Source organism: Arthrobacter ginsengisoli, assembly GCF_031456935.1.
Classification (GTDB): Bacteria; Actinomycetota; Actinomycetes; order Actinomycetales; family Micrococcaceae; genus Arthrobacter; species Arthrobacter ginsengisoli.
Genome location: NZ_JAVDVQ010000001.1, coordinates 349265 through 371599 on the forward strand (window position 1 = coordinate 349265; position 22335 = coordinate 371599).

A 22335-nucleotide genomic window follows, 5' to 3' on the forward strand; every position below is an offset into this window, starting at 1 on the left:
GGATCCAGGCGGTGCGCGCGGGTATTTTATAGACGGTGCCTGCGTGAAACCTTGTCGGGGCCGGGCCGTCCCAGCTTGTCAGCGCGACTTCCCACTCCGCGGGAAAGTACTCCTTTGGCGCTTGGTGCGGCACATCCTTCGAGGACGCGTTGAAAACGATGAGAAAGTCGCGTTCGGGTTCGTGCCGGCGGGTCCGCACGCCCTTGCCGCTCAGGTTGCAGGCCAGGGACTTTCACCAGGACTGGTCCCGCTGCTCCGCTGTTCGGGTTCGTGCCGGCGGCGTTGAGCCAAAAGATGTCCGGCAGCCTGGCGCCCTCGGCCGGGGCCACCGGCCTGCCGTCGAAGAAGGTGCGGCGGCGGAACACGGGGTAGTCCCGGCGCAGCCTGACCAGCTTCGAGGTGAACTCGATCATGTCCTTGTCGGCAGAAGCCCAGTCAATCCACGACATCCCGTTGTCCTGGCAGTAGGCGTTGTTGTTGCCGCTCTGGCTGTGGCCCAATTCGTCACCGTGGCGCAGCATGGGGACACCCTGGGCCAGGACGCAGGTAATCATGAGGTTGCGCATTTGGCGTGCGCGGAGGGCGGTGATCGCCGGGTCCGTGGTGGGTCCCTCGGCGCCGCAGTTCCAGGAGCGGTTGTTGGACTCGCCGTCGCGGTCGTTTTCGCCGTTCGCCGTGTTGTGCTTGTGGTCGTAGGAGACGAGGTCCCGCAGGTGAAGCCGTCGTGGGCCGTTACGAAATTCACGTACTGGGCTGCCGGCCGTCGTCCTGGTAGAGATCGGCGGAGCCGGTGAGGCGGTTCGCGAGCTCGGCGGTGAGACCCGGTGTGCCGCGCCAGAAGTCGCGGGCGACGTCGCGAAATTTGCCGTTCCATTCCACCCTGCTGGCCACCGGGCCGATGACCAAGCGGCCCGACGCCAAACCGATCACCACATCAATCACCACATATGGTGACGCCCGGTCACCACATGCACCGGTAGCTTCGAGTTGTCCCCGGCACCCGTCCCGGACCATGACGTTTGTTTCAGCACTCGTTATTGCGTGCACTCCCCCACAGTCAAGAGCCTCTGATGTCCTCAAAGATTCAAGTATTCCTGCCTGCCGCATTCATTAAGGTCTCTGCCTTCGCAGGATTTCTCTCCGCAGCCATACTGGTGGTGAACGCGGCCAAGCGGGCAGGTGTCATCCCCACATCGCCTTTCACCCAACTGGCTGCACCGATTGCTCAACTCGCCGCCATCGGGCTGGTGATCGGAATTTACTTGCTGATTTCCCGCGAACCCGGCGCGCTGGGAACCGTAGGTGCCATGCTCTCCGTGTTGTCACTGGCCGGCCTCGTCGGAGTCGAGTTTGTTCTCAATCTTGTCTTTCCCTACGTAGATCGAGGTGCGGTCACCGTTCTTCGCGCCGGACCGCTTGGTATCGCCCTGACAGCCGTTTCGGTGCTGTTCCTGCTAGGTACTGTGGTCTTCATGCTGGCGCTCTGGCGCACCGATGGCGTGCCCAAGGGTGCGGTCGTCCTCTACACGGCGAGTGTCATTCCCATCGCCTTGCATACAGTTTTTCCGGAAGCTGTGCTGCAGCTGGGCCTGGTCGGGCTGGCCGTAGCTATCACTTGGCTAGCCTTCTGGATGCTTCGGCGCATCCCCCAAGAAGCCAGCGAAGGGACTGCGGTTCGGGGACCGGCAACCGGGGCCATCGCGGGATAGGTGCAGGTGCCGCCGGGCTCCGGGAACAACAGACGGCGGCCGGGGTATCCGGCCGCCGTCTGGGAAGTGCTACTGGGTGTTCAGCACGTTCCAGAGAATCAGGTCATGGGCATGCCTGGCCTTGTCGTCCCCGCGGAAGTCCGCCTCCTTGATGCTGCCTCCGGTGTCGATGCCGATGCTGGAGGTCGATGCGAACCGCCCCATCATCGACTTGTTGGACAGCGTGGAGACGGACCGGATGTTCTTGTACGGCACGGAGACGATGGCGAGCTTGTTGCCCACGAAGCTCTTGTCCTGCAGGATGACCCGCATGTTCGTGATGCCGACGAAGCCGGTGCCGACGCCGATTGGATGAGTGGTGCGGTGTGACGAAGGTTAGTCGCGGAGCGGGACACCGTTCGCGTCGGCGCGGAAGTAGGCCGAGCCGGCGATGATCATGATGCCCTCGATGACACCCCACAGGGCGACGATGCCGAAGGTGACGGCGCCCAGGACCAGGGTGAGGATCAGCTGGATGACCGCGATCTTGGTGAAGCCCAGGTAGAAGCGGTGGATGCCGAGTCCGCCCAGGAAGATGCCCAGGAGCCCGGCGACGATCTTGGATTTGGGCTGCGGGTAACCGTAGACCGGGTTCGGCACCGGCGGCTGCTGCTGGTACATCGGCTGCTGGGGCGCGGGCGGGTAGGCCTGGTACTGCTGGGGCGCCGGCGGGTGCGCCTGATACTGGGGCTGTCCCGCGTACGGCTGCTGCGGACCGGCCGCGTAGCCCTGCTGCTGATACTGCGGCTGCTGAGGCTGTGGCCCGGACGGGTACTGCTGGCCCTGGTACGGCGCGGCCGGCGGCTGGTCGTAGCCTTCCGGCGGAACGGCGTTCGGGTCGGGGTAGGGCTGGGTCACGGTGATGCCTTTCGGTGAGGTGATGATGCAGCCCACGGCGTCCGGGCGGCAGCACCGTCAACGACAGCTTTCCCCCAAGAATCCACGTGCCCTCATCATTGTGACGGAACAAAGCTGTTTAGCATGACGTCACGCGCTGCAAGTCTCAGCCGAATGCGCCGCGCGCGTCCGATTCGTTGTCGAAAAGCCTGCAGCCCCAGTAAGTCCCAAGGTCCAGGTCGCCAGCCGGCAGCCCTCAGACCCTGTCCGTCATACCCGCGCAGGACTACGATCTTGCCTGTTGACCAAACGCACTGTGACCAGCACAGGTGGGGACGCAGAGTGAGGAATACGCTGTGAGCGGAGGGACAAGGCTGAGCGGACCGCACTGGCGGCGGGTGGTGGCAGCCCTCGCCAACAACGACGCACGGACCGCCTACGCGCAAATCGTGCTGGGCGCCAAGCTATCCGACGTGGTTGCTGGTCTGAATGACCAACGGCGAAACCGGGCCATCGCCGCCCTGCTTGAGTCAGGGCTCGTCGAACGGAATGCTGCCAACGAACTGGAGGCGTCTGAGGCGATCTTCCGCGACCTGCTCAGGCAGCAACCCCGGCGACAGGCGCAAACCGGAGTGGCTCGCTTCATGCGCCTGGGCAGGATTGAGCGGTATCCAGCCAACAAGGCGGAACGGCGGGAGCTCCTGGCCTGGATTGTCAGCGAAGTCATCGAGCCGGGCGAACAGCTAACCGAAAAGCAGGTCAATGAACGGCTCCTCAGTTATACCGATGATGTGGTTATGCTGCGCCGCTACATGATCGACTTCGGACTATTGGAACGGACGCCCTCCGGCTCCTCCTACTCGCGGCACCACGAAACATAGGTGTGGAACCTTGGCGTTCTCCTAGCGTCAAAACCTTTCGGAGGGCCAACTCAGCGCAGAATGCAGTGGTTCCTTGTGCCACCGCGAGCGTGAGGATGTCAGCGCCAGTCGTCGATCACGTAAGCGTCGGGATGGCTGTAGCCGGGCTCGTTGGGCCGGTGCATGGTCACGCCCTGCAAGCCGGTGCGGAAAGCACGGGCGACCATGCGCTGATAGGCATCCGGGCGGCCCAGATTCATCCCGGCGTCGAGCTTAGCCAGTCCGCGCTCGGCGGCCAGTTGCTCGCAAGCGTCGAGTAGTCGTTCGAATCTGTCACCAGCTTGCCGGCCGGGGCGTACGGCACCGAACTTGACCAAGCACACATCCGCGCCGGCCTCCGAGCCAGGTCCGCAGTGACACACGGCCAGCCCGTCGAGTCCCGACTCGCCCGGTGGCAGGACGGTATCGCCGAGTCCCTGCGCGTGCGTGGCCACGATCTCGCGTTCCAGGTCCAGACCCTCGTACACGGCATCGGTCAGGGCGCGACAGGCACTGAGGTAGTCGGGCCGTTCGACGGCGGACAGTTCGGCATACGTAACCCGGCCCGGCACCGCGCCACGGACCGCGACCTGCTTACGCATGACGGCGGTCAGGAACCGGGGCCAGAAGCCGTACCGGCGGTAGAGCTCGAGGTGTTTAGGACTGTGCGAGAAGGTGAACAGGCCGAGGTGGCTACTCCCCCAGGTCTCGAAGCAGCCCATGATCGGCTCCATCAGGCTTTTGCCGACGCCGTGGTCCCACAGGTCCGGGCGCACGGTCAGCGGTCCGAAGAACCCGACGCTGCCCCAGTTGGCGGCGAAGTTTGAGCCGGCGAGATCGCCGTCGACCGTTGCGGCGAAGGCCGCGTGCGGATCGGCGGCAAAGCGAGTGTGGACGTAGTCGGCGGTCCCGAACGGATCGGGGACCCCGAGGAACGTCCCGAACGCCGCCCTGCAGATCTCGTCGGCGCGATCGAGCTCCGTCTCGCGCAGCGGGCGGACCGACACCGGGCCCCCGATACTCTTTCGCACGGTTTCCTGTGCGGTCATGAGTCTCTCCCTCCACGACGTCTTCTTGCATCCAACCGCCTGACGCAACCCATCGAAAAACGAGTCGGACGCTCCCGGCGATCGTGTCCCGTGGGGTGGTGTGAATCGTTGGGCACGTTGCTTTGCGGTGGTGTGCATTATGGCGTGAGTCGGGTGGCCTCGTCCAGCACCCGCGTTTACTCATCAAAGATGCCCGCGGTGTGCGCGCCGTGTTGTAGTTCGCCGGTCCCGACATTGTGAGCCATGGAGCTTTCGTTGAATGAACGGGAGTCTGCCCCGAAGATTATCGCCAGACTGACTGACGCGGTTTCGCCGCCGTCGTCCGCGACCCCCTGATCCGGCAGCCCAGGGGGCCGGACTTCTGGCCCCCTGGGCTGTCTTAAGGCGTCATGATAACGAAGCCAGCCGGCGGGATGCTGACGCTGATCGCCAGACCGTTCCGCCCCTCGACCGCCACCGGCGACCCAACCTGGGTCGGGTCCGTGGAATAGGCGCATTTAAATTTGGCACCAATTGCATGCAGGCGCGCGTCAATGGTCACCCATGCTGTCCTTGTCGCTGCCAGGTCGGTGTTGATGGCACACACCACTTCCCTGTTCGACATGATCCGGCTCCAAGCCACAATGGAGGTCATCCGCCCCTCACCGATCCGGTTCGGATACCAGAAAGCGACGCCGTCCTCGGAGATTGGCCGCAGATACTGCCGGCCGCGGCGTATGGCGAGGTCGCTCTTCCGAACAGACAGAATCTTTGCAAGCTCAATGTAGGTCGTCGAATTCTCGTTGAAAAAGTGCCTGTCCCGGCTCCTGAATGAACCGAAGCCGGCCCCGAACATCGCTTCCCGGATATAGCGATCCGCCTTGTCCTTGGGATCGGGAGCGGGATTGAAGTCGGACGGAAACTTGCCGTCGAAACGCTGTTCGCTTCCGTAATAGATGCAAGGGATACCCAGCGTCGTTGCATTCATGGCCAGGATGGCGAGCTCGAGCGCACGCCCTTCCTGATCCGCTGCGAACCGCGCCTTCCATTCCTTGTCCAGCCTGACGAGGTCGTGGTCATCAAAGGCAGTGACCACGTGGTTACGGAACCACGTGTGAGACGGCTTGTCGACCTCGACTGAGTTCCGGAAGAGTTCGAAGTAGTTGGCCGGGTTCCCCCAGCCCTTGACGGCGTCCACCATGTATTGCTGAACGTCCCGCAGCCCCAGTGCCGCATCGAGCCCGGTCCGGTCACGGGTACTGATGGCCTCTTCCCGGCTGCCGGTAATCTCGCCGACCAGGAAGAATGAATCCTTGCCGATGGCCTGGGCGAACTCATGGATCTCGGAGGTAAAGAACCGGGTTGCCCCATGATCCATGTGTTTGACGGTATCAACGCGGAAGCCATCCAAGTCCGCATAGGCGATCCAGTACTGGTAGGCCTCGGTGAGGGTTCGAAGGGCTCCCGACGGCGTGTAGTCGGACAGCGGTCCAGTCCCCTGGTGAACGTTTTTCAATCCGTCGAAGTCGCCTTCGGTGGTCTCCGGCCTGTCGTCCCAGTGGGCAATGTTTCCCATGCGGGTGAAGGCGTCCGCGGCCTGGAGCTCTTCCGGCCAGACTGCACTGTCCACGTCCACCGGATTGACCGGCGCCGGAAAGGGCAGCGTGGGGGCGCCAGTGGGATCCCGCCACCCGAGCACGGGATAGGTAGTCCCGCTCCAAGCGGGTGTGTAAAGCTTGCCGGTCGGATCGGCGGTGTTGTACTGGAACACGTCGGCGGAATGGTTGAGGATCACGTCCAGGATCACGTAGAGCCCGGCGTTGTGCGCGGCTGCGACGAGGTCCTTGAAGTCCTGGTCCGTGCCGAAGTGCGGGTCGACTTCAAGGAAGTTCTGTATCCCGTAACCGTGGTAGTCGTCCACCCCGGGGCGCTGCCGCAGCACGGGGCTGATCCAGAGGGTCGTTATGCCCAGTCTCTTGAGGTAGCCGATCTTGGATGTGATCCCCTTGAGGTTGCCGCCGAGCCATCGGGCCCCGGCGGACTCCCACTTCAGTGTGTCAGCCGGCGTCGTGACCGCGTTGCCTGCGTCGCCCGGGGCAAACGGCGGGGTATTCCCTGGGATGGCCTGGCCGGCCACATCTATGTAGCCGTCTTCCTTGCCGTCGGAAAACCTGTCGATCAGCAGGAAGTAGATCACCTGGTCCGACCAATCGCGGGGAGACGGGTGGCGGTGGTTCTCTTTCAGAAGTTCTATCCACGGAATGTTTTTGATCGAAAGCATCATTGCCTCACTATCAGATTTGCGAGGTTTGCAGGAAAAAGCAGGTTACGCCCTGCTTCCCAAGAGACTGCCCACCCCCCTTAGGTTGGAGTCCTGCCTGAATTACGGTCAGACGCATTGCGCCGCTCGTTTATCACGCGTCCGGGCACCGCTAAGAGGCGGGCACCGCTAAGTGGCTGGCACCGAACAGCATGATGAGCCCAGTATGGCGAAGGGGGCCATGACGCGGAAGTGGGTTCCGGGAACTAGCCACGTCCGGGCTGTGGGCGTCCCATGCAGGGCCGGCTACTAGGGTTCCTGCAAGACCAACCCGAAGCAAATTCATGCCTGCACCATCCGCTGAGCACGACCGGACCGAGCCTTTACGGCAAAATGCCTCTATAACGGTCTGGTCAGCTGCTTCAGCGGCCCGTCAGGACCGGTCAGGGCCAGGCCCTGCTCCTTGGGGCCAGCTCACCAGCGGGCAGGCCCACCGCGCGGCGTGTCGAGCCAGATACACGCTAGATTCCACAGTCCCCCACGACGGGCTGCCTGTGCGACGACGGCAAAGGAGGCTAGCCGCGGGAAAAACGGGCGAACCCGGCGTGAAGGTCACGGACTATGACGGATTCGGCGCCGAGGAGCTGTGCCTTCGCTCGAAGTTGCTTCACGAGGTCCTCGGTTGGGCGGCCGAATATTTCGATTGTTCTTAGCTTGATGAGCGGTGCGACTGGCGGGAACTTGGGGCCTGCCACCTTCATATGCAGCTCCAACGAGGCGACGTCAGGATGAAAATGGAGGACGCTCATGATGGATCCGTCCTCTGAGAAACAGACGCAGTAGGAAAAGATTCGCGGCTCATTCTGCTCAACGAACGCGGCGAGTTCTGCCATGGCTGCCTTGAGCTCCTCAAGTTTGCCGGCACGGACGTCGGAGGTATCAAGGTAAGCGATGGGATCACCCATGTCATCTCTCCCGTTGACGGTCCCGGCTGAACCTGTGGACCTGACTATTAGGCACAATTATCCGCTCGATCCTCGACGAAAGTGCGGCATTTTCTTGGTGGCCAGAACCTCGGACTGCAGTAACTTGACCCGGCGTGCCCTGAAATTTCCCACCGGGCCCATGCCCGCGACTACCTCACGGGGCGCGGAGCCGCCGCCGGCCTGAGCTGCCGCGGAGATGTGGGACAGTGGGCCCTCCCGGTGCGTTTGCGGTCGTAGAAGGCCCGGGGAACCGGGCGGCTCTTCAGGGCCGAGGGGTAGAAGACGCACAGAAGCCAGCGGTAGTAGCGGCGGAGGCGGTCGTGCGGTTGCCGGTGATCCGGCGAGCGCCGAGGCTGGGGCCGCAGACCTGAAAACCCGGTATCGCCGCCGCGCCGGGCTGCGACCGCAGCGTGCTCTTGACGCGGCCGGGCCACAAGCGTATACAAGGGCCATCCCGGTGTCGTCGCGGGGGTCACGGCCGCAGAACAAACGCGGGCAGCACGGGGAACGTCATTATGAACCACGGCGGAGCAGCGGAGTGAGGTGTGAGGGATGACCGGATTAGCTGCCCTCCGCGTCGTGGCGCTCGGCTGGGCGGGCTTCGTCGCCGCGGAAGCAGGGATTGCGGACGAATGGGGGTACTACTTCGGCGTCTTCGTGGTGGTGCTGGCCCAGTGCGCAGGTGTACCGCTTCCCGCCGTGGCCGTACTGCTTGGGGCCTACGCTTCGGCGCGCCACGGAGATCTGAACCTTGTTGCCGTTATCGCCGTCGGCAGCCTGGGCGCCATGCTCGGGAGCACTATTGGCTACGTACTCGGGCGGGTGGGAGGCCGTCCGTTGATGCTGCGACTTGCACAGCGCTTCCACGCCGACGAGAACCGCATCGTCCAACTGGAGTCGTTCTTCGATCGGCACGGCGGCTCAGCCTTGTTCTTCGGCCGCTGGGTCATTGTCGTCCGTCTCTGGGGCGCCATTGCCGCGGGGGCTGCCAAGATGCCGTGGCCCAAGTTCCTGCTGTGGACCATCACAGGGTCCATTGCCTGGGTCGCGAGCCTCAGCGTTCTCGCTTATCTGGCCGGGGCGCTGGCCCATGCCATCGGTGACGCTCTCGACATCGGCGGCTGGGTGCTGGTCCCCATCGTCGTGCTTGGTCTGGTGATTGTCTGGCGCCGGCGCAGACGCCGGAAGCTCAAGTCAGCGGAAGGGTCAGGGGGCGGCGTGCCCGACGCCGAATAGAGCCGGCGCCTACCAAAGCCGAAGACTGAAGGAATGCTTCAGGGTCAGAAAACGTGCCCTCGTACAGGCACGATCGCCCCGACGGCAGAGCAGGCCAGATCACGATTTAGTGCTCAGGTCGAGACCACCAATGTCAACAGGATCGAGTTGGACGAGGGTTACGGCTCGTCGAGCCAGTGGGCTTCGACGGGATAGTCCACCGGGCCGGTGCGCGGGCCGGCCGTCAGAATGCTCAGCTCCAGGATGTCTTCGAGCTGGCTAGCGCCAGGGGCCACGGTGTCTTCATCGGTCATGCGGATCTCATCGGCCACAGCTGGGGTTCCTTACCTGGTGTGTCGGATGGCGGTGACCTTTCACGGTAGCGGGAGTTCCTGCGCGTTCACTGGTGATAGGGCTGCGCCGCGCCAGCGTGCCGGCGGCCGGCGGAGCGGAGCGGGGGAGGCCGCCACGCACCTGGGGGAAGGTCCCGACGGCTGAAGTCGGACCCCTTCGACTGGGGTCTGGCCGCAGTCTCTCCGGTTGGGGGTTCTTCGGGCGTGCGTAGGACTTTCCCGGATTCCGCGCGCAGTCAGCAACCACCCCTCGGTTCACGAGTTCGGCCAGCAGCACGGCGAGGCGGTAGTCGGTGACGTCCTCCAGTGCCAGCTTGAAGTACCGGGCGGCGAAGTTGGACTTGCCTTTAAGCCATTCCAGCCAGCCGATCAGGCACAGCATCGGGGCACGCTGTCCTTCGGGGGTTGCCTTCATCAGTTCGAACGCGACTTCCTGGGCGGTGTCCACGCGTGTCCAGTCGGGGCGAGTGGGGAACACACCGAGCAGGACGGACGTAAATTGATCCAGTGCACTGGTGATGGCGTCGGTCATCAGGTAGTCCCGGGTGGTGGGGCGCTGGAATGCTGCTGACAGTTCCTGCGCGGTCCGGGCGGTCAGGGTGGCGGGGTTCCCCAGCACCTGGGCCCACGCGTCGCGGCTGTCCTCCAGTGCTTCGGGCCATTCATCGGGGCGGTAGGCTGCGATGGCTTCGCGGGTTCCCGCGTCCCCGGTGAACGGTGCCGGTTCGGTGAATCCGCTGACGTTGCTCCCGGCGTAGACCAGGGCGGCGTTTCCGGTGCTGGTGGAGATCGCGTCCAGCGGCTCCTCGGAGCAGCGCAGCGGGTTTGTCCAGAGGTACTTCACCCAAACTGCGGAGGTGACCATCCATGCGTCCCACAACGGCATCCCTGCCTGGTCCAGTTCGGTGCGGAGTGCGGCGACGTGCTCGGAGTAGGAGCGCGGGTTGTCGGAGCTGTTTTCGTCGGTGTAGATCACGAGGATGCTGCCAGTGGCCGCTTCGTCGGCGGTCAGGTAACTGACCAGCGTCTGAGCGTGGGCTAGCGGATCGGCGCCGAACGGGGCGTCCATGCGGAGCGCGGCACAGAGCCGGTTTCCCTGCATGGTCAGCACGTTGCGGTCTTGCTAACACTCTTCACAAGAAACGTACATCCTTTGGTTGCGTGAAGGCTGGCCGGCGACTCTTGGGGGCGGACGCCGACCAGCACTGACAGTGGAAGGTCGGCCGGATGCTTGATGCTCCGGCGGGGCGCTTACAAAGCAGTAATCGCTGGGGAACCCCGAAAGGTTATGCACCAATCGGAATTTCTTTTTCTTCCTTCGGCTGACCTCGACCGCCGGGACGGCGGTCGAGGTCACTCCCCGCGGGCAACAGCCTTCGCTGCCGGTAGCCGCAAGACCAAGTGCTTGCTCCCGGCCCTGGCGGGTAACCACGGCATCCTGGCGATCCTAGGCCGCCGGTGCTGCGTCCGGGCTCCGCTTCGCTGCCCATCCCTGGCAGCTAAATCCGTGTGCGCTGTCCCGCAAGCCGGTCCATCACCGCGCAGGCAAACCTCAAACGCTCACCATGTCAGTGCCAAGACATGGATGCCCGCATACCCCGCTCGACTAATGCCCGGTGATGGTGCCCCAAGTGCAACGCTCCTGGCGTCTCACAACCCTGGGGTTGCAAGAGTGGTCGTCGAGACACTCGAACGAACGGAGTCTTGCTAACTTTGCCCGCACCCAGGCAGTGGAGTTGCGATCGTCAACGGTCCATGCCCCGCAGGGCGGCATGAAAAAGAAAAAGAATTTCCGATCGGTGCGTAACCTTTCGGTGCTACCCCAACGATTACTCCTTTGTAAGCGCCGCTCGGAGCCAGGACCCCCATCGGGCACCGGCCGGCCTTCACCGTAAGCGCCGGCCGGCGCCTTCCCCCCATCTGGTCTCCGGTCGGCCCTTCACCGTAAACGCTTGCCGGCGCCTGCCCCCATCGGGCGCCGGCCAGCCTTCCATGCTGTTGCGGGAGAGTTCCCTGCTGATTTTGGACGGGAGCGGCCAAGTTCGTCAGCAATCGCCCGCAGCGTAATGCCGGCCGCGGTCAGGTCACGGATCGTCGGGTGGACGGCGAGGTGTGCGCCCGGACGCCCAAGGCCGCGGAAGTGACATGGAAAGACGGTCCGGAACCCTACCGGACCTGAGTGTGGTGTTCGGCGGTCACCCGCCGGGGAGAAATGATGAACAGGAACTTGGGAGAGCGCGTAAACCGTGACGACAGTAGCGAATAGATCGGCCTTGGACATTGCTGTTGACGTCCGGTTCACCCCGGCTGGCACTCCCCTGGCCGTCCGGCACGAGGGCATCATCTGGGCCGTGGCAGCAGATCCGGTGCACTGGTTCGCCAGGGAGGACTGGCGGGACACTCGGCGCACGGCTGCCGCGGGCAACGGTGACCTGGTGAGCATCGAATACTGGCGGATCCAGGTCAGATCCGGCACCCAGTCCCCGCTGCGGACCTTCACGCTCCGACGGAACCCGCTCTCCTTTCAGTGGGCGCTGGACAGCCTCAGCGGCGCGCGCGAAGTGTGAGACCTAGGGCTGCTTGGCGAAGTGCCAGATGTGAACCACCGTGATTCCGCGGTTTTGTTCAGCTACTACCCATGTCGAATGACTGATCTGGTTGGCGAAATCAATGGGTGATGTGGGGTCATCACCTGGCAGCTCAAGGGTACAGATCTTCGTGGCAACCTCGTGGGCGGAGTTCGAGCGGACGATGTATGTTCCTGGCAACCCTGACCTTGTGAAACCTGCCAACCAGGGCAGCACCCACACGGAGTGGCCGTGACCCCAAGCAATCGAGGCTACTTCAGTTTCAGCGTGTTGCAGGGAAGGGCCCGAGTCTCCGAAACGGGCAAGATGACCGATGATGCCAAGCAGCGACCCATGCAGAACTTTCCGACACGATCCGCTTACGCCGCCGGATTCCGGAGCTCATGCCTTCTCCCTCGCACGGCAGACGTGGATGAAGGCTAGTCTCGGTTTTTCCTGGCAGGGTGTGGCAGTCGAATCTCGCAGTTGCCAGAACAGCAATGAACCCGCCCGGGCTTCGGCCAGCGAGAAGCCTGCGCCCGGGGTGCAGGGCTCTTCCGTCTACGCGTAGACGGTCTTTTCGACTTTCCACTGCTTGAGCCTCGGGTAGACCCAGAAGGTGTAAATGCCCAGCGTGATGATGCTCAGGACCAGCCATTTGATCCACAGGCCGAAGATGCCCCAGCCGGTGCCGATGAACCGAAGCTGCCGGCCGTGACGATAGGTGTTCTCGGCCCGCCACCGTTCGACAAGGACGACGGCGAACGGGTAGCAGATGCCAATGGTGCCGATCGTGATCAGGACTCCCTGCCGGCGGACCTCGCCCCCGAAACCGAACAGAGGCCGGAGCCTGTCCCCGAGACCCAGCCCGCACGGTGATGGTACGCCGTCCCCCGGCGCGTGAAGCACCGCTAGGGCAGATCTGAGACGCCCGTATAGGTCGCGTAGGTGGCGGTTCCAGCCGGTTCGTGGACCTGAAGGGTGAGTCCGCCGGGGGTGGTCTGACTGCTGACGAGACGCAATCCCACGGACGGGCCGCCGTCGGGAAAGAGGCGGCGACCGAGACCGACGATGACGGGAGCAACGACGAGCCGGAACTCATCGATCAGCCCTGCGGCCAGCAGGGATTGGGCGAGCCGAGCGCTTCCATGGATCTGGAGTTCCCGTCCGGGTTGCCTCTTCAATTCTGCGACCTGGGCTGGGACGTCGGCGGAGAGAATCGTGGTCGGATTCCAGGTGCCCGTAGTCAAGGTGCGCGAGGCGACGTATTTCGGCAGGCTGTTCATGATCACGGTGAAGGGATCGTCCGGATCTGTGATCTGCGGCCAGTCCCTCGCGAAGGCCTCGTAGGTGCGCCGGCCGAGCAAGAGCGCGTCGGCATGGCCGAGCCACTCCGCGGCCTGGCGAATGAAGGCTTGGTCCATATAAGGCACAAGCCATCCACCGCGGGTAAACCCGCCACTGGTGTCTTCCTCAGGCGATCCCGGGCCCTGCGATACGCCGTCGAGGCTCACGAACTCAGTCAATGTCAGCTTCACGGCATTCTCCCTGCGACTACGGTTACGCTACGCAACGCAGACACTCAGTGCAATGGCTTCGCATTAAATCCCGGCGTGGCCGGTGGCACGCATCCTGAAGGATGCTCGCAGCCTAGCTGGGGTTGGACCAGCTTTGCAGCTCGACGAGGTTGCCCTCCGGATCACTCACGTAGCACCATGTGACCCGCCGTCCGTCGGCCGTCTGGAGCGTCACGATCTCGCCGACGTCCGCCCCGCCGTTTTCGCGGACGGTTTCCCGGGCAGCACTGACGTCGTCCACCACGAAGGCGATGTGGCCCCAGCCGATGCGATTGGCAGCCGGCTCACCGCCGGCCACGTTCTCGCCGTATGTGTAGATCTCGAGCGTCGGCCCGGTATCACCGTGGCCGGGCAATCGCATGTGGACGCCCCGCAGAGTCGCCCGGGGCACGGCTGTTCCCCGCTCCAGATCGGAACCGCCGTAATCGCGCTCGGGCGGGACGAGCTGGCAACCGAAGACACGCTCATAGAAGTCGGCGAGTCTCCGCCAATCTGTGGCAATTACATTGACGTGGCCGAACCGGGCGCCGTGGGGAGCCTGTGTCATGACTTCGATGCTAGTAACTTGCGCAACCTCCGCGGCAGCTTCGGAGGAGGACGGTCAACGAACTGCACTCAGAAAACTGCTCCCCGAAAGTCAGAGCTGAATTCTCAGTCCGACTTCCGGGGAGCAGTTCAGGGCATGGGCGGGACTGTCCGCGTATGCGCTTGTCGGCAGCGTGCTACTTTCTGGCGATGAAGTACGCGTTGAACGGATCCGATTCGATGTCCTTGGACTCCACATTCGCGAAGCCGGCGTCGGCGAGCATCGACAGCGCGAGCTGTCCGCCCCAGACGGTGCCCAGCCCGTCGCCGTCGAGTCCGAGCGAAACGCTCATGCAGTGGAAGGTTGAGATCGCGTACAGGTAGCTGCCCCAAGGGAGCTCAATGTTCTCCTCCACGTTGCTGGATGCCTTGATGTCCACCATCAGGAAGATCCCGTCCGGCCGCAGCGCCCGGTGGATGTTGCGCAGCACCGCCGCCGGATGCGCCTGGTCGTGGATGGCGTCGAAAGCCGTCACCGCGTCGAAGCGGGCCTCGACGTCCAGGCCTGCCACATCTGCGACCTCGAAGCTGGCGTTCGCCAGTCCCCACCGCTCCGCCTCGCCGCGGGCGGCACGGATGGCTCCCTCGGAGAAGTCGTAGCCGGTGAACCTGCTGGCGGGGAAAGCCCGGGCCATGAGGTTGATCGCGTGGCCGCTGCCGCAGCCGACGTCGGCGACGTCGATCCCCGCCTTCAGCCGTTCAGGCAGACCGGGTACCAGCGGCAGGATCACGTCCAGCAGTGCTGCGTCGTGCACCGCCGCGCTGGTCTGGGCCATGTTCCGGTGGAAGTGGGGGTAGTCCTCGTAGGACAGCCCGCTGCCGTGCCGGAAACGCTCGATGATCCTCTGTTCAACTTCGCCCATCATGGAAATGTGCTGCATCAGAATGGCCATGTTGTCCGGTCCCGCGGCGCTGGTCAGGACGGCAGCATGCTCCCGCGGCAGCCGGTACGTCCCGTCCGCCGGGTCGTACTGGACCACGCGCGCCGCGGTCATTCCGCCCAGCCATTCGCGCACATAGCGCTCGTTTAGATCACTGGCGTCGGCCACCTGCTCGCTGGTGGCGGCAGGCAGGCCGGCCAGCGTCTCGAACAGACCCGTCTGGTGCCCGACGCTGGTCAGCAGGGCGACCGCGGCATCGTTCAGGATGCCCACGAAACGTCCGGCAAAAGCCTTGGAGGCCTCGGCGTCGAACTCCTCCAGTGATGTTTCCAACTCGATGGTCATTGTTGTTGTTCCTTCCGTTGCTACAGACGTCTGTGCCTGATTGCTTCCAGCGTAGGAATTGCCAGCTGCCGCCGGCATCGGGCAAATGATGCGTTCTGTTCGCGGTCCCATGGGGCGAATCGTGCAGACGCCGGTCCGGCAGGTGCTGCCCGGCGGCGGCCGGAAGTCCGCAGAAACTAGCGGCGCGGCTGAAGGCCGTGTTCGTGGGCCCAGGCTGCGGCGGCCGTGCGCGAGGAGACGCCGATCTTGGCATAGATGTTCGCCAGGTGCCTGCCGACCGTCTTCTGGCTGATGAACAAGGCCTCAGCGGTCTGCTTGTTGCTGGCTCCCGCGGCGGTGGACGCCAGCACGTCCGCCTCGCGTTCGGTCAGCCCGCCGGGAAGTCTGCCGCCGCCGTCGAGCCGCCGGACATCCGCCAGGGCACCGAGTTCACGATAGATCGCCAATGCGGTCGCGGAATCCGCGGCGGCGACGCTGGACTGTCCCAGCCCGTGGTGCGCCTGGGCGAGCAGTTCGTAGGCCCTGGCGGTGTCGTACCGGGCGTGCAGGCTCCGGTACTGCTGGACGACGGCCTGCAGCACGGGCAACGCCTGGGCGTACTGCGACTGTGCGATCAGTATGGCGGCCCGGGCCTGCCCGGCCCACGCGCGGAAGCCGGCGGTGGCAAACACGGCTGCGGTTTCCTCCAGCCGGGCGCAGAGCCGTTCGGCCTCATCAAAGTGCCCGAGAGACAGAGCAATTTCGACGCCGGACAACAGCAGCCGAGCGCACGCCAGTCGGTCCCGCCCGGCCAGGGCGGCGCACAGGCCGGCCCACGCCGCCTCGTTCTTCCCGGCGGCGTGCTGGAGCAGCGCCTCGCCCGGCTGCGGTTCGGTTCCCAACTCCCACGCCCGGGCGTAAGCTTCCTCAGCGCCGCCGCTGTCCCCGCGAAGCCGGCGTATTTCGCCCAGCTGGTAGTAGGCCTCGCCCGCCACCCAGTTGTTCCGGCCCACGAGCTCCGCCCCACTCTGCTCGATCGCAGGTTCAGCATCGTCCCAGCCACCCTCTATGCTCTGCAGCTGCAGCCGGTGGATGCGGCAGATGCCGGCATACACCACGTCTCCCACGAACTGCTCGCCCCACTGCTCGGTGGCGTCAGTCCAGGCACGCATCCGGTGCAGGTCGGCGAGCTCGTGGCACGCGTGGATCACCGTGCAATAGATTTCTCCTGCCCATTCCGGAGGCAGCCGGCCGGCGAGTACCGGGAGCATTGCCTCGTCCAGTTGGGCAAAGCCCGATGCGGTGCTGCCGCTGCGCAGGTCTGCCAGGCCGGCGAGCACCAAACCGAAGGAGGTGAGTGCGGGGTCGCGCAGGCTCCGGCCCAAATCCTGCAACTTGGCCGCGGTCTCACTGGCCGGGCCAACGTCCGCGAGACTAAGCGCGAGGCAGGCATCCAGGTAAAGCAGATAGCCGTGCTCCGGACCTTCTGGAAGACCCTGCAGTAGTCTCCGGGCACGGCTCACCCAACCGGAAGCGATGACCACATCTCCGCTGATGAACCACAGCAGCGCCAGGTGCAGGGCCTTCATGGCCGCATCTGGTGCATCGCCGTCGTCCTGGTAGCGGTGGTAGACGTCCTCGGAAATCTCAAACGATTCCTTGGCGTGTCCGATCCACCACGCGGCTCTGCCCAGGAGACTCAAGTCCCCCGTCTCCAGTTCCGACAATGCCCGGGCCTGGCTGAGCTCCCGGTAAGCGGCATGCCAGTCGCCGCGGGCGTATGCCGTCCGCGCTGTGGCCAGCAACCCTTCAAACTCGTCCATCCATGACTCCGCTTCAACGGTAGCGCCGCGGATAGCCGGCGGTCGAGCAGCTCTTGAGCCGCTGACGCAGTAACCGGGCATGGGAGGATCGGGGTATGGAAAACACCCCCGAGGTCCTGCGTTATGCGGCCTTTTCCACGACGCCGGACGGCGGCAATCCTGCCGGGCTGGTCCTGGATGCACGCCACCTGGATGAAGCCGGGATGCTGGCGGTGGCGGCCGCCGTCGGGTATGCCGAAACAGCCTTTGTGACGGAGCCGGACGTCGACGGCGACCCGCGTCGGAGCCGGGTTCGGTACTTCTCGCCAATCGCCGAGGTGCCATTCTGTGGCCATGCAACGATTGCGTTGGCCGTTGCGTTGAGCGTTCGCGACGGGGCTGGATCCTTCACCTTTGACACCCCTGTCGGCCCGCTCGTCATCGAGACAGCAGGCGAGGGCGCCGACACGACCGCATCGTTTACCGCCGTTGAGCCGCGGCTGGCCGAATTCGACGACGCCGTCCTGGCTGAACTCTTCGGATTGCTCGGCGTCGGGCAGGGCGATCTCGATCCGGCCTATCCGCCGAGGATCGCGTATTCGGGAAACTGGCATCCGGTGCTCGTGGTGGCCGACCGTACCCTTTTCGATGCCTTTGGCTTCGATCCTGTGGCGATGCGCCGCCTTATGGATCTTCAGGGCTGGGCCGCAACGGTGACGATCCTGCACCGTATTGCAGATGGCGAATTCGAAGCCCGGAATCTGTTCCCAGTGGGGGCCATCACGGAAGACCCTGCGACAGGGGCCGCCGCGGCTGCGGTCGGTGCCTACCTGCGCATCCTGGGCTTAGTCGAGCCTCCATCGAGGGTCCTAATCCGGCAGGGTCGGCACGTCGGCCGGCCGGGCTTACTCACAGTGGACATTCCCGCTGCCGGCGGGATAGTGGTCAGCGGCAGGGCCGTCCGGATCCCGGCCCCTTCCGCCGACAGCTGATCAGGGTCAGGTCCAGGCCGCACCCCGCAAGGAGACCGGCGCAGGGGCGCTTCTGTGGGAATCGCGACTGCGACGACGCGCCAGCGACGGCTCGAGGCTTCATGAGCTGATGCGGAAGCAGGCACAACGCGAGACCTAGCCACGTGGGCTGCTGATGATGGAGCGACTGCAACCAAGTAAATCGATGCGAGACAGGGAGGGCGCCGCCCCTCGCATCGCCGGCCGGGACTGGAAGAGCAAGGCGCCCCGCTGAGATACCCGACCGGTTACCAACGCAGGTAGGGGCGAGCCGCCGCCGCGCGCCGACCCGATGGTCCAACTTAGAGCAACGCCAGTCCCGAAGCCGATGTTTTGTCTTAGGTCAGGGTCCAGGAGCGCTTTGACAGGCCGAACCATCCGTCGATGGCGGTTTTGGCGTGCAGGTCGCCGGACTCGTAGGCTGCCCCGAGCGCGACATACAGCGGGGCGCAGTGTTCGCTGCGAGGGTGCACCTCGCGGGCCGCCAGGGCCTTCTGGCCACAATGCCAGGCAACCTGCCCGCGCACCGCCCGGCTCATTCACTATCGACTGCTGGGGACTTCCGGCCCATCAACGGATGGTGTTCTCCGTGACGAACTCGCGGAGAGCCGCAGGGTCGAGACGGGCGCCCGACGGCTTCAAGGCCTGGTGGATGCCCGCGCCGCCGATGTGGTCGTAAAGGGAGACCCGTGTCATCGAGATGCCCGGTGTGTGGACGGCGTATGCGTCCTTGACCGCGTCGTAGAGTGCCCTTTGCTTCCAGCGTGGTGAACCGTTCGGGTCAAAAGTTCTCGGTGGATCGGCCGGGCCGAACATCTTCTCCGTGCTGGGGCTCGTCCACTTCTGGCCGTAGGACCCCGCCTTCACGCATTCATCCTCGTGGATGGAGCTGTAGTGAAGGTATGCCACCGTCCAGGGGATCTCTGCGGACCAGGGAGACGCCAGGGTGCGGTGCCGGTAGCGGTTGAAGTGGAGCTGCTCGTCGAACTCGATGAGCAGGCCGTCGCCGGTGGCGATGTCCCATTTCCCCGAGGTGAAATTCGTGTAGGCGGCTGCTCCGCCCAGGCCCCGGTAGTGGTCGACGATCCCGTCCCTCACGTTCTCAGGAAGCCCGACGGTACTGGCAAGGAATTTCTTATTGCGCACATCATCGGGCAGGACAACGAAGCCTGCGCGGACCAATTCCGCTTTGAAGGCCTCGACCAGTTTCCCCATGATTACAACCTAGCAGCCGCGTTTGGCCCCTTCGCCCAGGCTGCGCCAGCGCCGGCGACTGCACGATGAGGTCCCGGAGCCCTACTTCCTGGCGGACCCGGAGCTGCTCCCCAGATGTGAGCGGTGAGAGGGTTTGAAACGTCCGCACACATGAGGTCCAGAAGCAGACGTTCGGGTCGCTGCCAACTAGTGTCCTGCGCCTGAAGTTCGCTTCCTAATTATAGAATGGGGTATGGCGAATGTTGGACGGCCGAAGGTCCCTGTGGAACTGTCGAAGGAAGAGCGGGAGACGCTGTCCCGGTGGGCGCGCCGGGCGAAATCGTCCCAGGCGCTGGCCACGCGCTCGAGGATCGTGCTCGGCAGCGCCGAAGGCCTGAGCAATGTGGAGGTGGGCGCCCGGTGCGGGGTTGATTCACACACCGTGGCGAAGTGGCGGCGCCGTTTCCTGGAGCGCCGGCTGGACGGGCTCGTGGACGAGCCGAGGCTCGGCCGTCCTGCGAGCGTCACCACCGATCAGGTCGAGGATGTCGTGGTTGCGACGCTGGAATCGACGCCGAAGAACGCGACGCACTGGTCAAGGGCGAAGATGGCCGAGCGGTCGGGTCTGTCAAAGTCCACGATCGGGCGGATCTGGAAGGCGTTTGAGCTCAAGCCCCACCGCGCCGAGGGGTTCAAGCTCTCCAACGATCCCGTGTTCGTGGAGAAGGTCTATGACGTGGTCGGGCTCTACCTGAATCCGCCGGAATCGGCGGTGGTGCTGTCCGTGGACGGGAAATCGCAGGTTCAGGCCCTGGCCCGGTCCCAGCCGGCCTTCCCCATGCTGCCGGGCATGCCGGAGAAACGGATCCACGACTACGTCAGGCACGGGACCACGACACTGTTCGCGGCACTGAACACCGCGGATGGTTCCGTGATCTCCAGCCTGCACCGCAAGCACCGGGCCGCCGAGTTCAGGAAGTTCCTCGCCAAAATCGACACCGAGGTCCCCGAGGGGCTGGAGGTGCACCTGATCTGCGACAACTACCAGACGCACAAGACTCCTGTCGTGAAAACCTGGCTGCAGAACCACCCGCGATTCCACCTGCACTTCACGCCGACGTACTCCTCCTGGCTGAACCAGGTCGAGCGGTTCTTCGGCTTCGTCACCGAGGACCTGCTGCGCCGCAGTGATCACCGCAGCGTCCAGGCCCTCGAAGCCGACATCCGCAAATGGGTCAAAGCATGGAACGAGAATCCAACCCCGTTCATCTGGACAAAGACCGCAGAACAGATCCTCGAATCAATCGGCCGACTTCTGAACCGAACTTCAGGCGCAGGACACTAGAAGCTCCGTGCGGCATCCGGGCGGCCGAGCCGATCTCGAAATAGTTCACTCCCGGGTAGTGCCCGTCTCCTTTCCATAACGACTTCAAACGCACGCCGGCCGGCCCTCCAGAGTCCTCGGTGGCGCCCTCCCCGCATCACTAGGGCATGATCTTGTACAGGTCGATGACCGTCTCTTCGGGCGGCGCTGAGAATCCGCCCTCGATGCCCTGCTGCATCCGGGGAAGGAGGATACCGTCACGGAACTTCTCCCAACTCTCCCTCGACTCGTGGACAGCCATGATCGTCCAACCGCCGGCAGAAGAGCCTCCGGCATGGAAGATCTGACCGTCTGGCAGGCGCCCCTCCCCCGGATGAACAGCGGCAATCGAGGCTTCGTACTGGTCCTTCGTGCCTCCCGCGAAGAAATGCACGATTCCGTAGGGCGCGGCTTCCATATTTGCTCCTTGGCTGGTCTGGATGTGTTGGACATGCCAACCACTAGACCCCGTCACACCGGATGTCAACGAGTTTGCGTGCGGGCCCGAAACCGCTGGCACTACGGGATGCTCGATTTCATCACGCGGCACCGGTCGGGAGCGCGTCGTGGAGTCCCGCGTGAAGTGACTCAACCCCATGGCAGCTTTTGGGAGATGCGTCGGCGCCGCGGGCGATACCGACAGCGGAATCCTCAACCCACCAAGCATCGACAGATGGCCGGGCCACGGACGGCCCCCGGCCACGACTTGGAGTTGCGGCCATCTCCTGAAACTGCTTCTGGAAAACACCAGCCGCCTCAAACAGCTCCTGCCTGCCCCGGGTGAGCGGGCACTCACTAAGTCGGCATCTCACACTAGTTGAACTCATGACGAGGGCCCTGCACGACTTACCGTGCAGGACCCGCCTCTGTGGCAGCTACTTGGAAGACTTCCAACTGTCGACATCTCACAGCTGGCCAACTGTATGAAACGGTTGGCCAACTACCGTGAAACGTGGCCATCTAAGTTGGGATTTGGCCAAGTACTATGGAACCTCTCAATAGGGTGCCATTCTTCCATTTAGGTCGACATCTCACAGGTGTGAGACCCAAGGGCACTTGGCGAAAAGCGCCAGATGCGGACCACCGTGATTCCGCGGTAACCGGATGGTGCCATCCTCATTGATGAGGTCCTGCAGTAGGAAGAATTCAACGTACCCGTCAAAGTCCTGAACAGGGCGAAGAAGTCTGAATACCTGTCCAGGACTTCTCCGAATTTGTTCGACGGCTCGCCTGAATAGTGGCGGTGGATGCATTCCAGGGTCACGTCGAAGCGGTCGGCGATGCTGGGGTTGCATCCCCGTGCACTATTGACTCCATTTTTCTGCCGATGCGGTTGCCAGGAAGCTCGAGGGCGCTGCCGGCGGTGTAGCCGCCGTATTGGGGCAGTTCATGGGCCGGAATCTTCGCTATGGCTTTGGACGCCTTGTCCGTCAGCCTGGTGGTGATGGCGTCGCTGGCAAGAAGGAAGACACCCAGCTCGGACTGGTGCACGAGGTACCTGCCGGGCTCTTGTACCAGATCAAAGCGTCCTCCGCCGTAGGGCAGATCCCTGCTCCACAGCAGCTGGTGGTGCCTGCGTAGGGTCGGGCTGCGCTTGTCGGGGTCCTTTCCCGGCGGAGTATCGAGCGGTAGTCAAAGGACGTATCAACGCCTGCGGTCATAGTGTTTCTCCCCTTGCCATGGGCGGGTCAGAAACGACCGTTATT

Annotated in this window: 22 protein-coding genes and 2 pseudogenes; 6 read left to right on the top strand and 18 right to left on the bottom strand. The window is 64.0% G+C overall.

Annotated features, from left to right (window positions below; genetic code table 11):
* Positions 1 to 26: 26 nt before the first annotated feature.
* Positions 27 to 554, bottom strand: a complete 528-nt coding sequence (locus tag J2X01_RS01610; protein ID WP_310049950.1) for a hypothetical protein — start codon at positions 552 to 554, stop codon at positions 27 to 29.
* Positions 555 to 741: 187 nt separating this feature from the next.
* Positions 742 to 933 carry a hypothetical protein gene (locus J2X01_RS01615; protein ID WP_310049953.1) on the bottom strand — a complete coding sequence of 64 codons (192 nt, stop codon included), beginning with the start codon at positions 931 to 933 and terminating at the stop codon, positions 742 to 744.
* A gap of 137 nt (positions 934 to 1070) precedes the next feature.
* Between J2X01_RS01615 and J2X01_RS01620 the strand changes: the two genes are divergently transcribed.
* Positions 1071 to 1709 (top strand): hypothetical protein, encoded by a 639-nt coding sequence (locus tag J2X01_RS01620; protein ID WP_310049956.1) that lies wholly within the window; start codon positions 1071 to 1073, stop codon positions 1707 to 1709.
* A 69-nt stretch (positions 1710 to 1778) separates the two neighbouring features.
* Here the strand turns inward: J2X01_RS01620 and J2X01_RS01625 are convergent, their stop codons facing one another.
* Both J2X01_RS01625 and J2X01_RS01630 read right to left on the bottom strand, forming a co-directional pair.
* Positions 1779 to 2057, bottom strand: coding sequence for a PH domain-containing protein (locus J2X01_RS01625; RefSeq protein ID WP_310050211.1), 279 nt, complete (start codon positions 2055 to 2057; stop codon positions 1779 to 1781).
* 27 nt (positions 2058 to 2084) lie between these two features.
* Entirely contained in the window at positions 2085 to 2606 is a 522-nt protein-coding gene (locus tag J2X01_RS01630; protein WP_310049961.1) for a TM2 domain-containing protein, read from the bottom strand.
* 335 nt (positions 2607 to 2941) lie between these two features.
* Here J2X01_RS01630 and J2X01_RS01635 point away from each other — a divergent pair, with 335 nt between their 5' ends.
* The gene (locus tag J2X01_RS01635) at positions 2942 to 3466 is read left to right on the top strand and encodes a DUF2087 domain-containing protein (protein WP_310049963.1); all 525 of its coding nucleotides are present in this window, start codon (positions 2942 to 2944) and stop codon (positions 3464 to 3466) included.
* 98 nt (positions 3467 to 3564) lie between these two features.
* Here the strand turns inward: J2X01_RS01635 and J2X01_RS01640 are convergent, their stop codons facing one another.
* The 3 genes from J2X01_RS01640 to J2X01_RS01650 form a co-directional block, all read right to left on the bottom strand.
* Positions 3565 to 4533 (bottom strand): GNAT family N-acetyltransferase, encoded by a 969-nt coding sequence (locus J2X01_RS01640; protein WP_310049965.1) that lies wholly within the window; start codon positions 4531 to 4533, stop codon positions 3565 to 3567.
* A 379-nt stretch (positions 4534 to 4912) separates the two neighbouring features.
* Positions 4913 to 6796 (bottom strand): alpha-amylase family glycosyl hydrolase, encoded by a 1884-nt coding sequence (locus tag J2X01_RS01645; protein WP_310049967.1) that lies wholly within the window; start codon positions 6794 to 6796, stop codon positions 4913 to 4915.
* A gap of 551 nt (positions 6797 to 7347) precedes the next feature.
* Positions 7348 to 7737, bottom strand: coding sequence for a hypothetical protein (locus J2X01_RS01650; RefSeq protein ID WP_310049970.1), 390 nt, complete (start codon positions 7735 to 7737; stop codon positions 7348 to 7350).
* A gap of 573 nt (positions 7738 to 8310) precedes the next feature.
* Between J2X01_RS01650 and J2X01_RS01655 the strand changes: the two genes are divergently transcribed.
* Positions 8311 to 8994 carry a DedA family protein gene (locus J2X01_RS01655; RefSeq protein WP_310049972.1) on the top strand — a complete coding sequence of 228 codons (684 nt, stop codon included), beginning with the start codon at positions 8311 to 8313 and terminating at the stop codon, positions 8992 to 8994.
* A 158-nt stretch (positions 8995 to 9152) separates the two neighbouring features.
* Here the strand turns inward: J2X01_RS01655 and J2X01_RS01660 are convergent, their stop codons facing one another.
* Positions 9153 to 9305 (bottom strand): hypothetical protein, encoded by a 153-nt coding sequence (locus J2X01_RS01660; RefSeq protein WP_310049974.1) that lies wholly within the window; start codon positions 9303 to 9305, stop codon positions 9153 to 9155.
* Positions 9295 to 10428, bottom strand: coding sequence for a DUF4192 family protein (locus tag J2X01_RS01665; protein ID WP_310050212.1), 1134 nt, complete (start codon positions 10426 to 10428; stop codon positions 9295 to 9297). The genes J2X01_RS01660 and J2X01_RS01665 overlap by 11 nt, the downstream gene beginning before the upstream one ends.
* A 1171-nt stretch (positions 10429 to 11599) precedes the next feature.
* Between J2X01_RS01665 and J2X01_RS01670 the strand changes: the two genes are divergently transcribed.
* Positions 11600 to 11893, top strand: coding sequence for a hypothetical protein (locus J2X01_RS01670; RefSeq protein ID WP_310049979.1), 294 nt, complete (start codon positions 11600 to 11602; stop codon positions 11891 to 11893).
* A 561-nt stretch (positions 11894 to 12454) separates the two neighbouring features.
* Here J2X01_RS01670 and J2X01_RS01675 read toward each other — a convergent pair.
* From J2X01_RS01675 to J2X01_RS01695, 5 genes are all read right to left on the bottom strand, one after another.
* On the bottom strand, positions 12455 to 12802 hold the full coding sequence (locus tag J2X01_RS01675; protein ID WP_310049981.1) for a DUF898 family protein: 348 nt from the start codon (positions 12800 to 12802) through the stop codon (positions 12455 to 12457).
* A gap of 2 nt (positions 12803 to 12804) precedes the next feature.
* Complete coding sequence (locus J2X01_RS01680) at positions 12805 to 13431, bottom strand: dihydrofolate reductase family protein (protein WP_310049984.1); 627 nt, start codon at positions 13429 to 13431, stop codon at positions 12805 to 12807.
* A 112-nt stretch (positions 13432 to 13543) separates the two neighbouring features.
* Positions 13544 to 14017, bottom strand: a complete 474-nt coding sequence (locus J2X01_RS01685; RefSeq protein ID WP_310049986.1) for a VOC family protein — start codon at positions 14015 to 14017, stop codon at positions 13544 to 13546.
* Positions 14018 to 14192: 175 nt separating this feature from the next.
* Positions 14193 to 15281, bottom strand: a complete 1089-nt coding sequence (locus J2X01_RS01690) for a class I SAM-dependent methyltransferase (protein WP_310049989.1) — start codon at positions 15279 to 15281, stop codon at positions 14193 to 14195.
* Between the two features lie 176 nt (positions 15282 to 15457).
* Positions 15458 to 17083, bottom strand: a complete 1626-nt coding sequence (locus tag J2X01_RS01695; protein ID WP_310049991.1) for a LuxR C-terminal-related transcriptional regulator — start codon at positions 17081 to 17083, stop codon at positions 15458 to 15460.
* A 95-nt stretch (positions 17084 to 17178) separates the two neighbouring features.
* Here J2X01_RS01695 and J2X01_RS01700 point away from each other — a divergent pair, with 95 nt between their 5' ends.
* Positions 17179 to 18054 (top strand): PhzF family protein, encoded by an 876-nt coding sequence (locus J2X01_RS01700; protein WP_310049993.1) that lies wholly within the window; start codon positions 17179 to 17181, stop codon positions 18052 to 18054.
* 356 nt (positions 18055 to 18410) lie between these two features.
* On the opposite strand, the pseudogene J2X01_RS01705 reads toward J2X01_RS01700, so the two are convergent.
* Both J2X01_RS01705 and J2X01_RS01710 read right to left on the bottom strand, forming a co-directional pair.
* A pseudogene (locus J2X01_RS01705) lies at positions 18411 to 18566 on the bottom strand (dioxygenase); the annotation flags it as partial.
* 76 nt (positions 18567 to 18642) lie between these two features.
* Positions 18643 to 19287, bottom strand: coding sequence for a DUF7255 family protein (locus tag J2X01_RS01710; protein WP_310049996.1), 645 nt, complete (start codon positions 19285 to 19287; stop codon positions 18643 to 18645).
* A 232-nt stretch (positions 19288 to 19519) separates the two neighbouring features.
* Between J2X01_RS01710 and J2X01_RS01715 the strand changes: the two genes are divergently transcribed.
* Positions 19520 to 20611: an IS630 family transposase gene (locus J2X01_RS01715; protein WP_310050000.1), complete on the top strand. Its 1092-nt coding sequence runs from the start codon at positions 19520 to 19522 to the stop codon at positions 20609 to 20611.
* Between the two features lie 139 nt (positions 20612 to 20750).
* Here J2X01_RS01715 and J2X01_RS01720 read toward each other — a convergent pair whose 3' ends face one another.
* Both J2X01_RS01720 and J2X01_RS22125 read right to left on the bottom strand, forming a co-directional pair.
* Positions 20751 to 21047: a hypothetical protein gene (locus J2X01_RS01720; protein WP_310050001.1), complete on the bottom strand. Its 297-nt coding sequence runs from the start codon at positions 21045 to 21047 to the stop codon at positions 20751 to 20753.
* A gap of 600 nt (positions 21048 to 21647) precedes the next feature.
* Positions 21648 to 22192 (bottom strand): annotated as a pseudogene (locus J2X01_RS22125) (DUF6994 family protein).
* Between the last annotated feature and the right edge of the window lie 143 nt (positions 22193 to 22335).

Bases quoted from the DNA above. Each gene is read 5' to 3' on its own strand.
- J2X01_RS01720 (WP_310050001.1), bottom strand. From the start codon at position 21,047: ATGGAAGCCGCGCCCTACGGAATCGTGCATTTCTTCGCGGGAGGCACG.
- J2X01_RS01665 (WP_310050212.1), bottom strand. From the start codon at position 10,428: ATGCAGGGAAACCGGCTCTGTGCCGCGCTCCGCATGGACGCCCCGTTC.
- J2X01_RS01645 (WP_310049967.1), bottom strand. From the start codon at position 6,796: ATGATGCTTTCGATCAAAAACATTCCGTGGATAGAACTTCTGAAAGAG.
- J2X01_RS01685 (WP_310049986.1), bottom strand. From the start codon at position 14,017: ATGACACAGGCTCCCCACGGCGCCCGGTTCGGCCACGTCAATGTAATT.
- J2X01_RS01640 (WP_310049965.1), bottom strand. From the start codon at position 4,533: ATGACCGCACAGGAAACCGTGCGAAAGAGTATCGGGGGCCCGGTGTCG.
- J2X01_RS01655 (WP_310049972.1), top strand. From the start codon at position 8,311: ATGACCGGATTAGCTGCCCTCCGCGTCGTGGCGCTCGGCTGGGCGGGC.
- J2X01_RS01620 (WP_310049956.1), top strand. From the start codon at position 1,071: ATGTCCTCAAAGATTCAAGTATTCCTGCCTGCCGCATTCATTAAGGTC.
- J2X01_RS01710 (WP_310049996.1), bottom strand. From the start codon at position 19,287: ATGGGGAAACTGGTCGAGGCCTTCAAAGCGGAATTGGTCCGCGCAGGC.
- J2X01_RS01690 (WP_310049989.1), bottom strand. From the start codon at position 15,281: ATGACCATCGAGTTGGAAACATCACTGGAGGAGTTCGACGCCGAGGCC.
- J2X01_RS01650 (WP_310049970.1), bottom strand. From the start codon at position 7,737: ATGGGTGATCCCATCGCTTACCTTGATACCTCCGACGTCCGTGCCGGC.
- J2X01_RS01695 (WP_310049991.1), bottom strand. From the start codon at position 17,083: ATGGACGAGTTTGAAGGGTTGCTGGCCACAGCGCGGACGGCATACGCC.
- J2X01_RS01715 (WP_310050000.1), top strand. From the start codon at position 19,520: ATGGCGAATGTTGGACGGCCGAAGGTCCCTGTGGAACTGTCGAAGGAA.
- J2X01_RS01610 (WP_310049950.1), bottom strand. From the start codon at position 554: ATGATTACCTGCGTCCTGGCCCAGGGTGTCCCCATGCTGCGCCACGGT.
- J2X01_RS01700 (WP_310049993.1), top strand. From the start codon at position 17,179: ATGGAAAACACCCCCGAGGTCCTGCGTTATGCGGCCTTTTCCACGACG.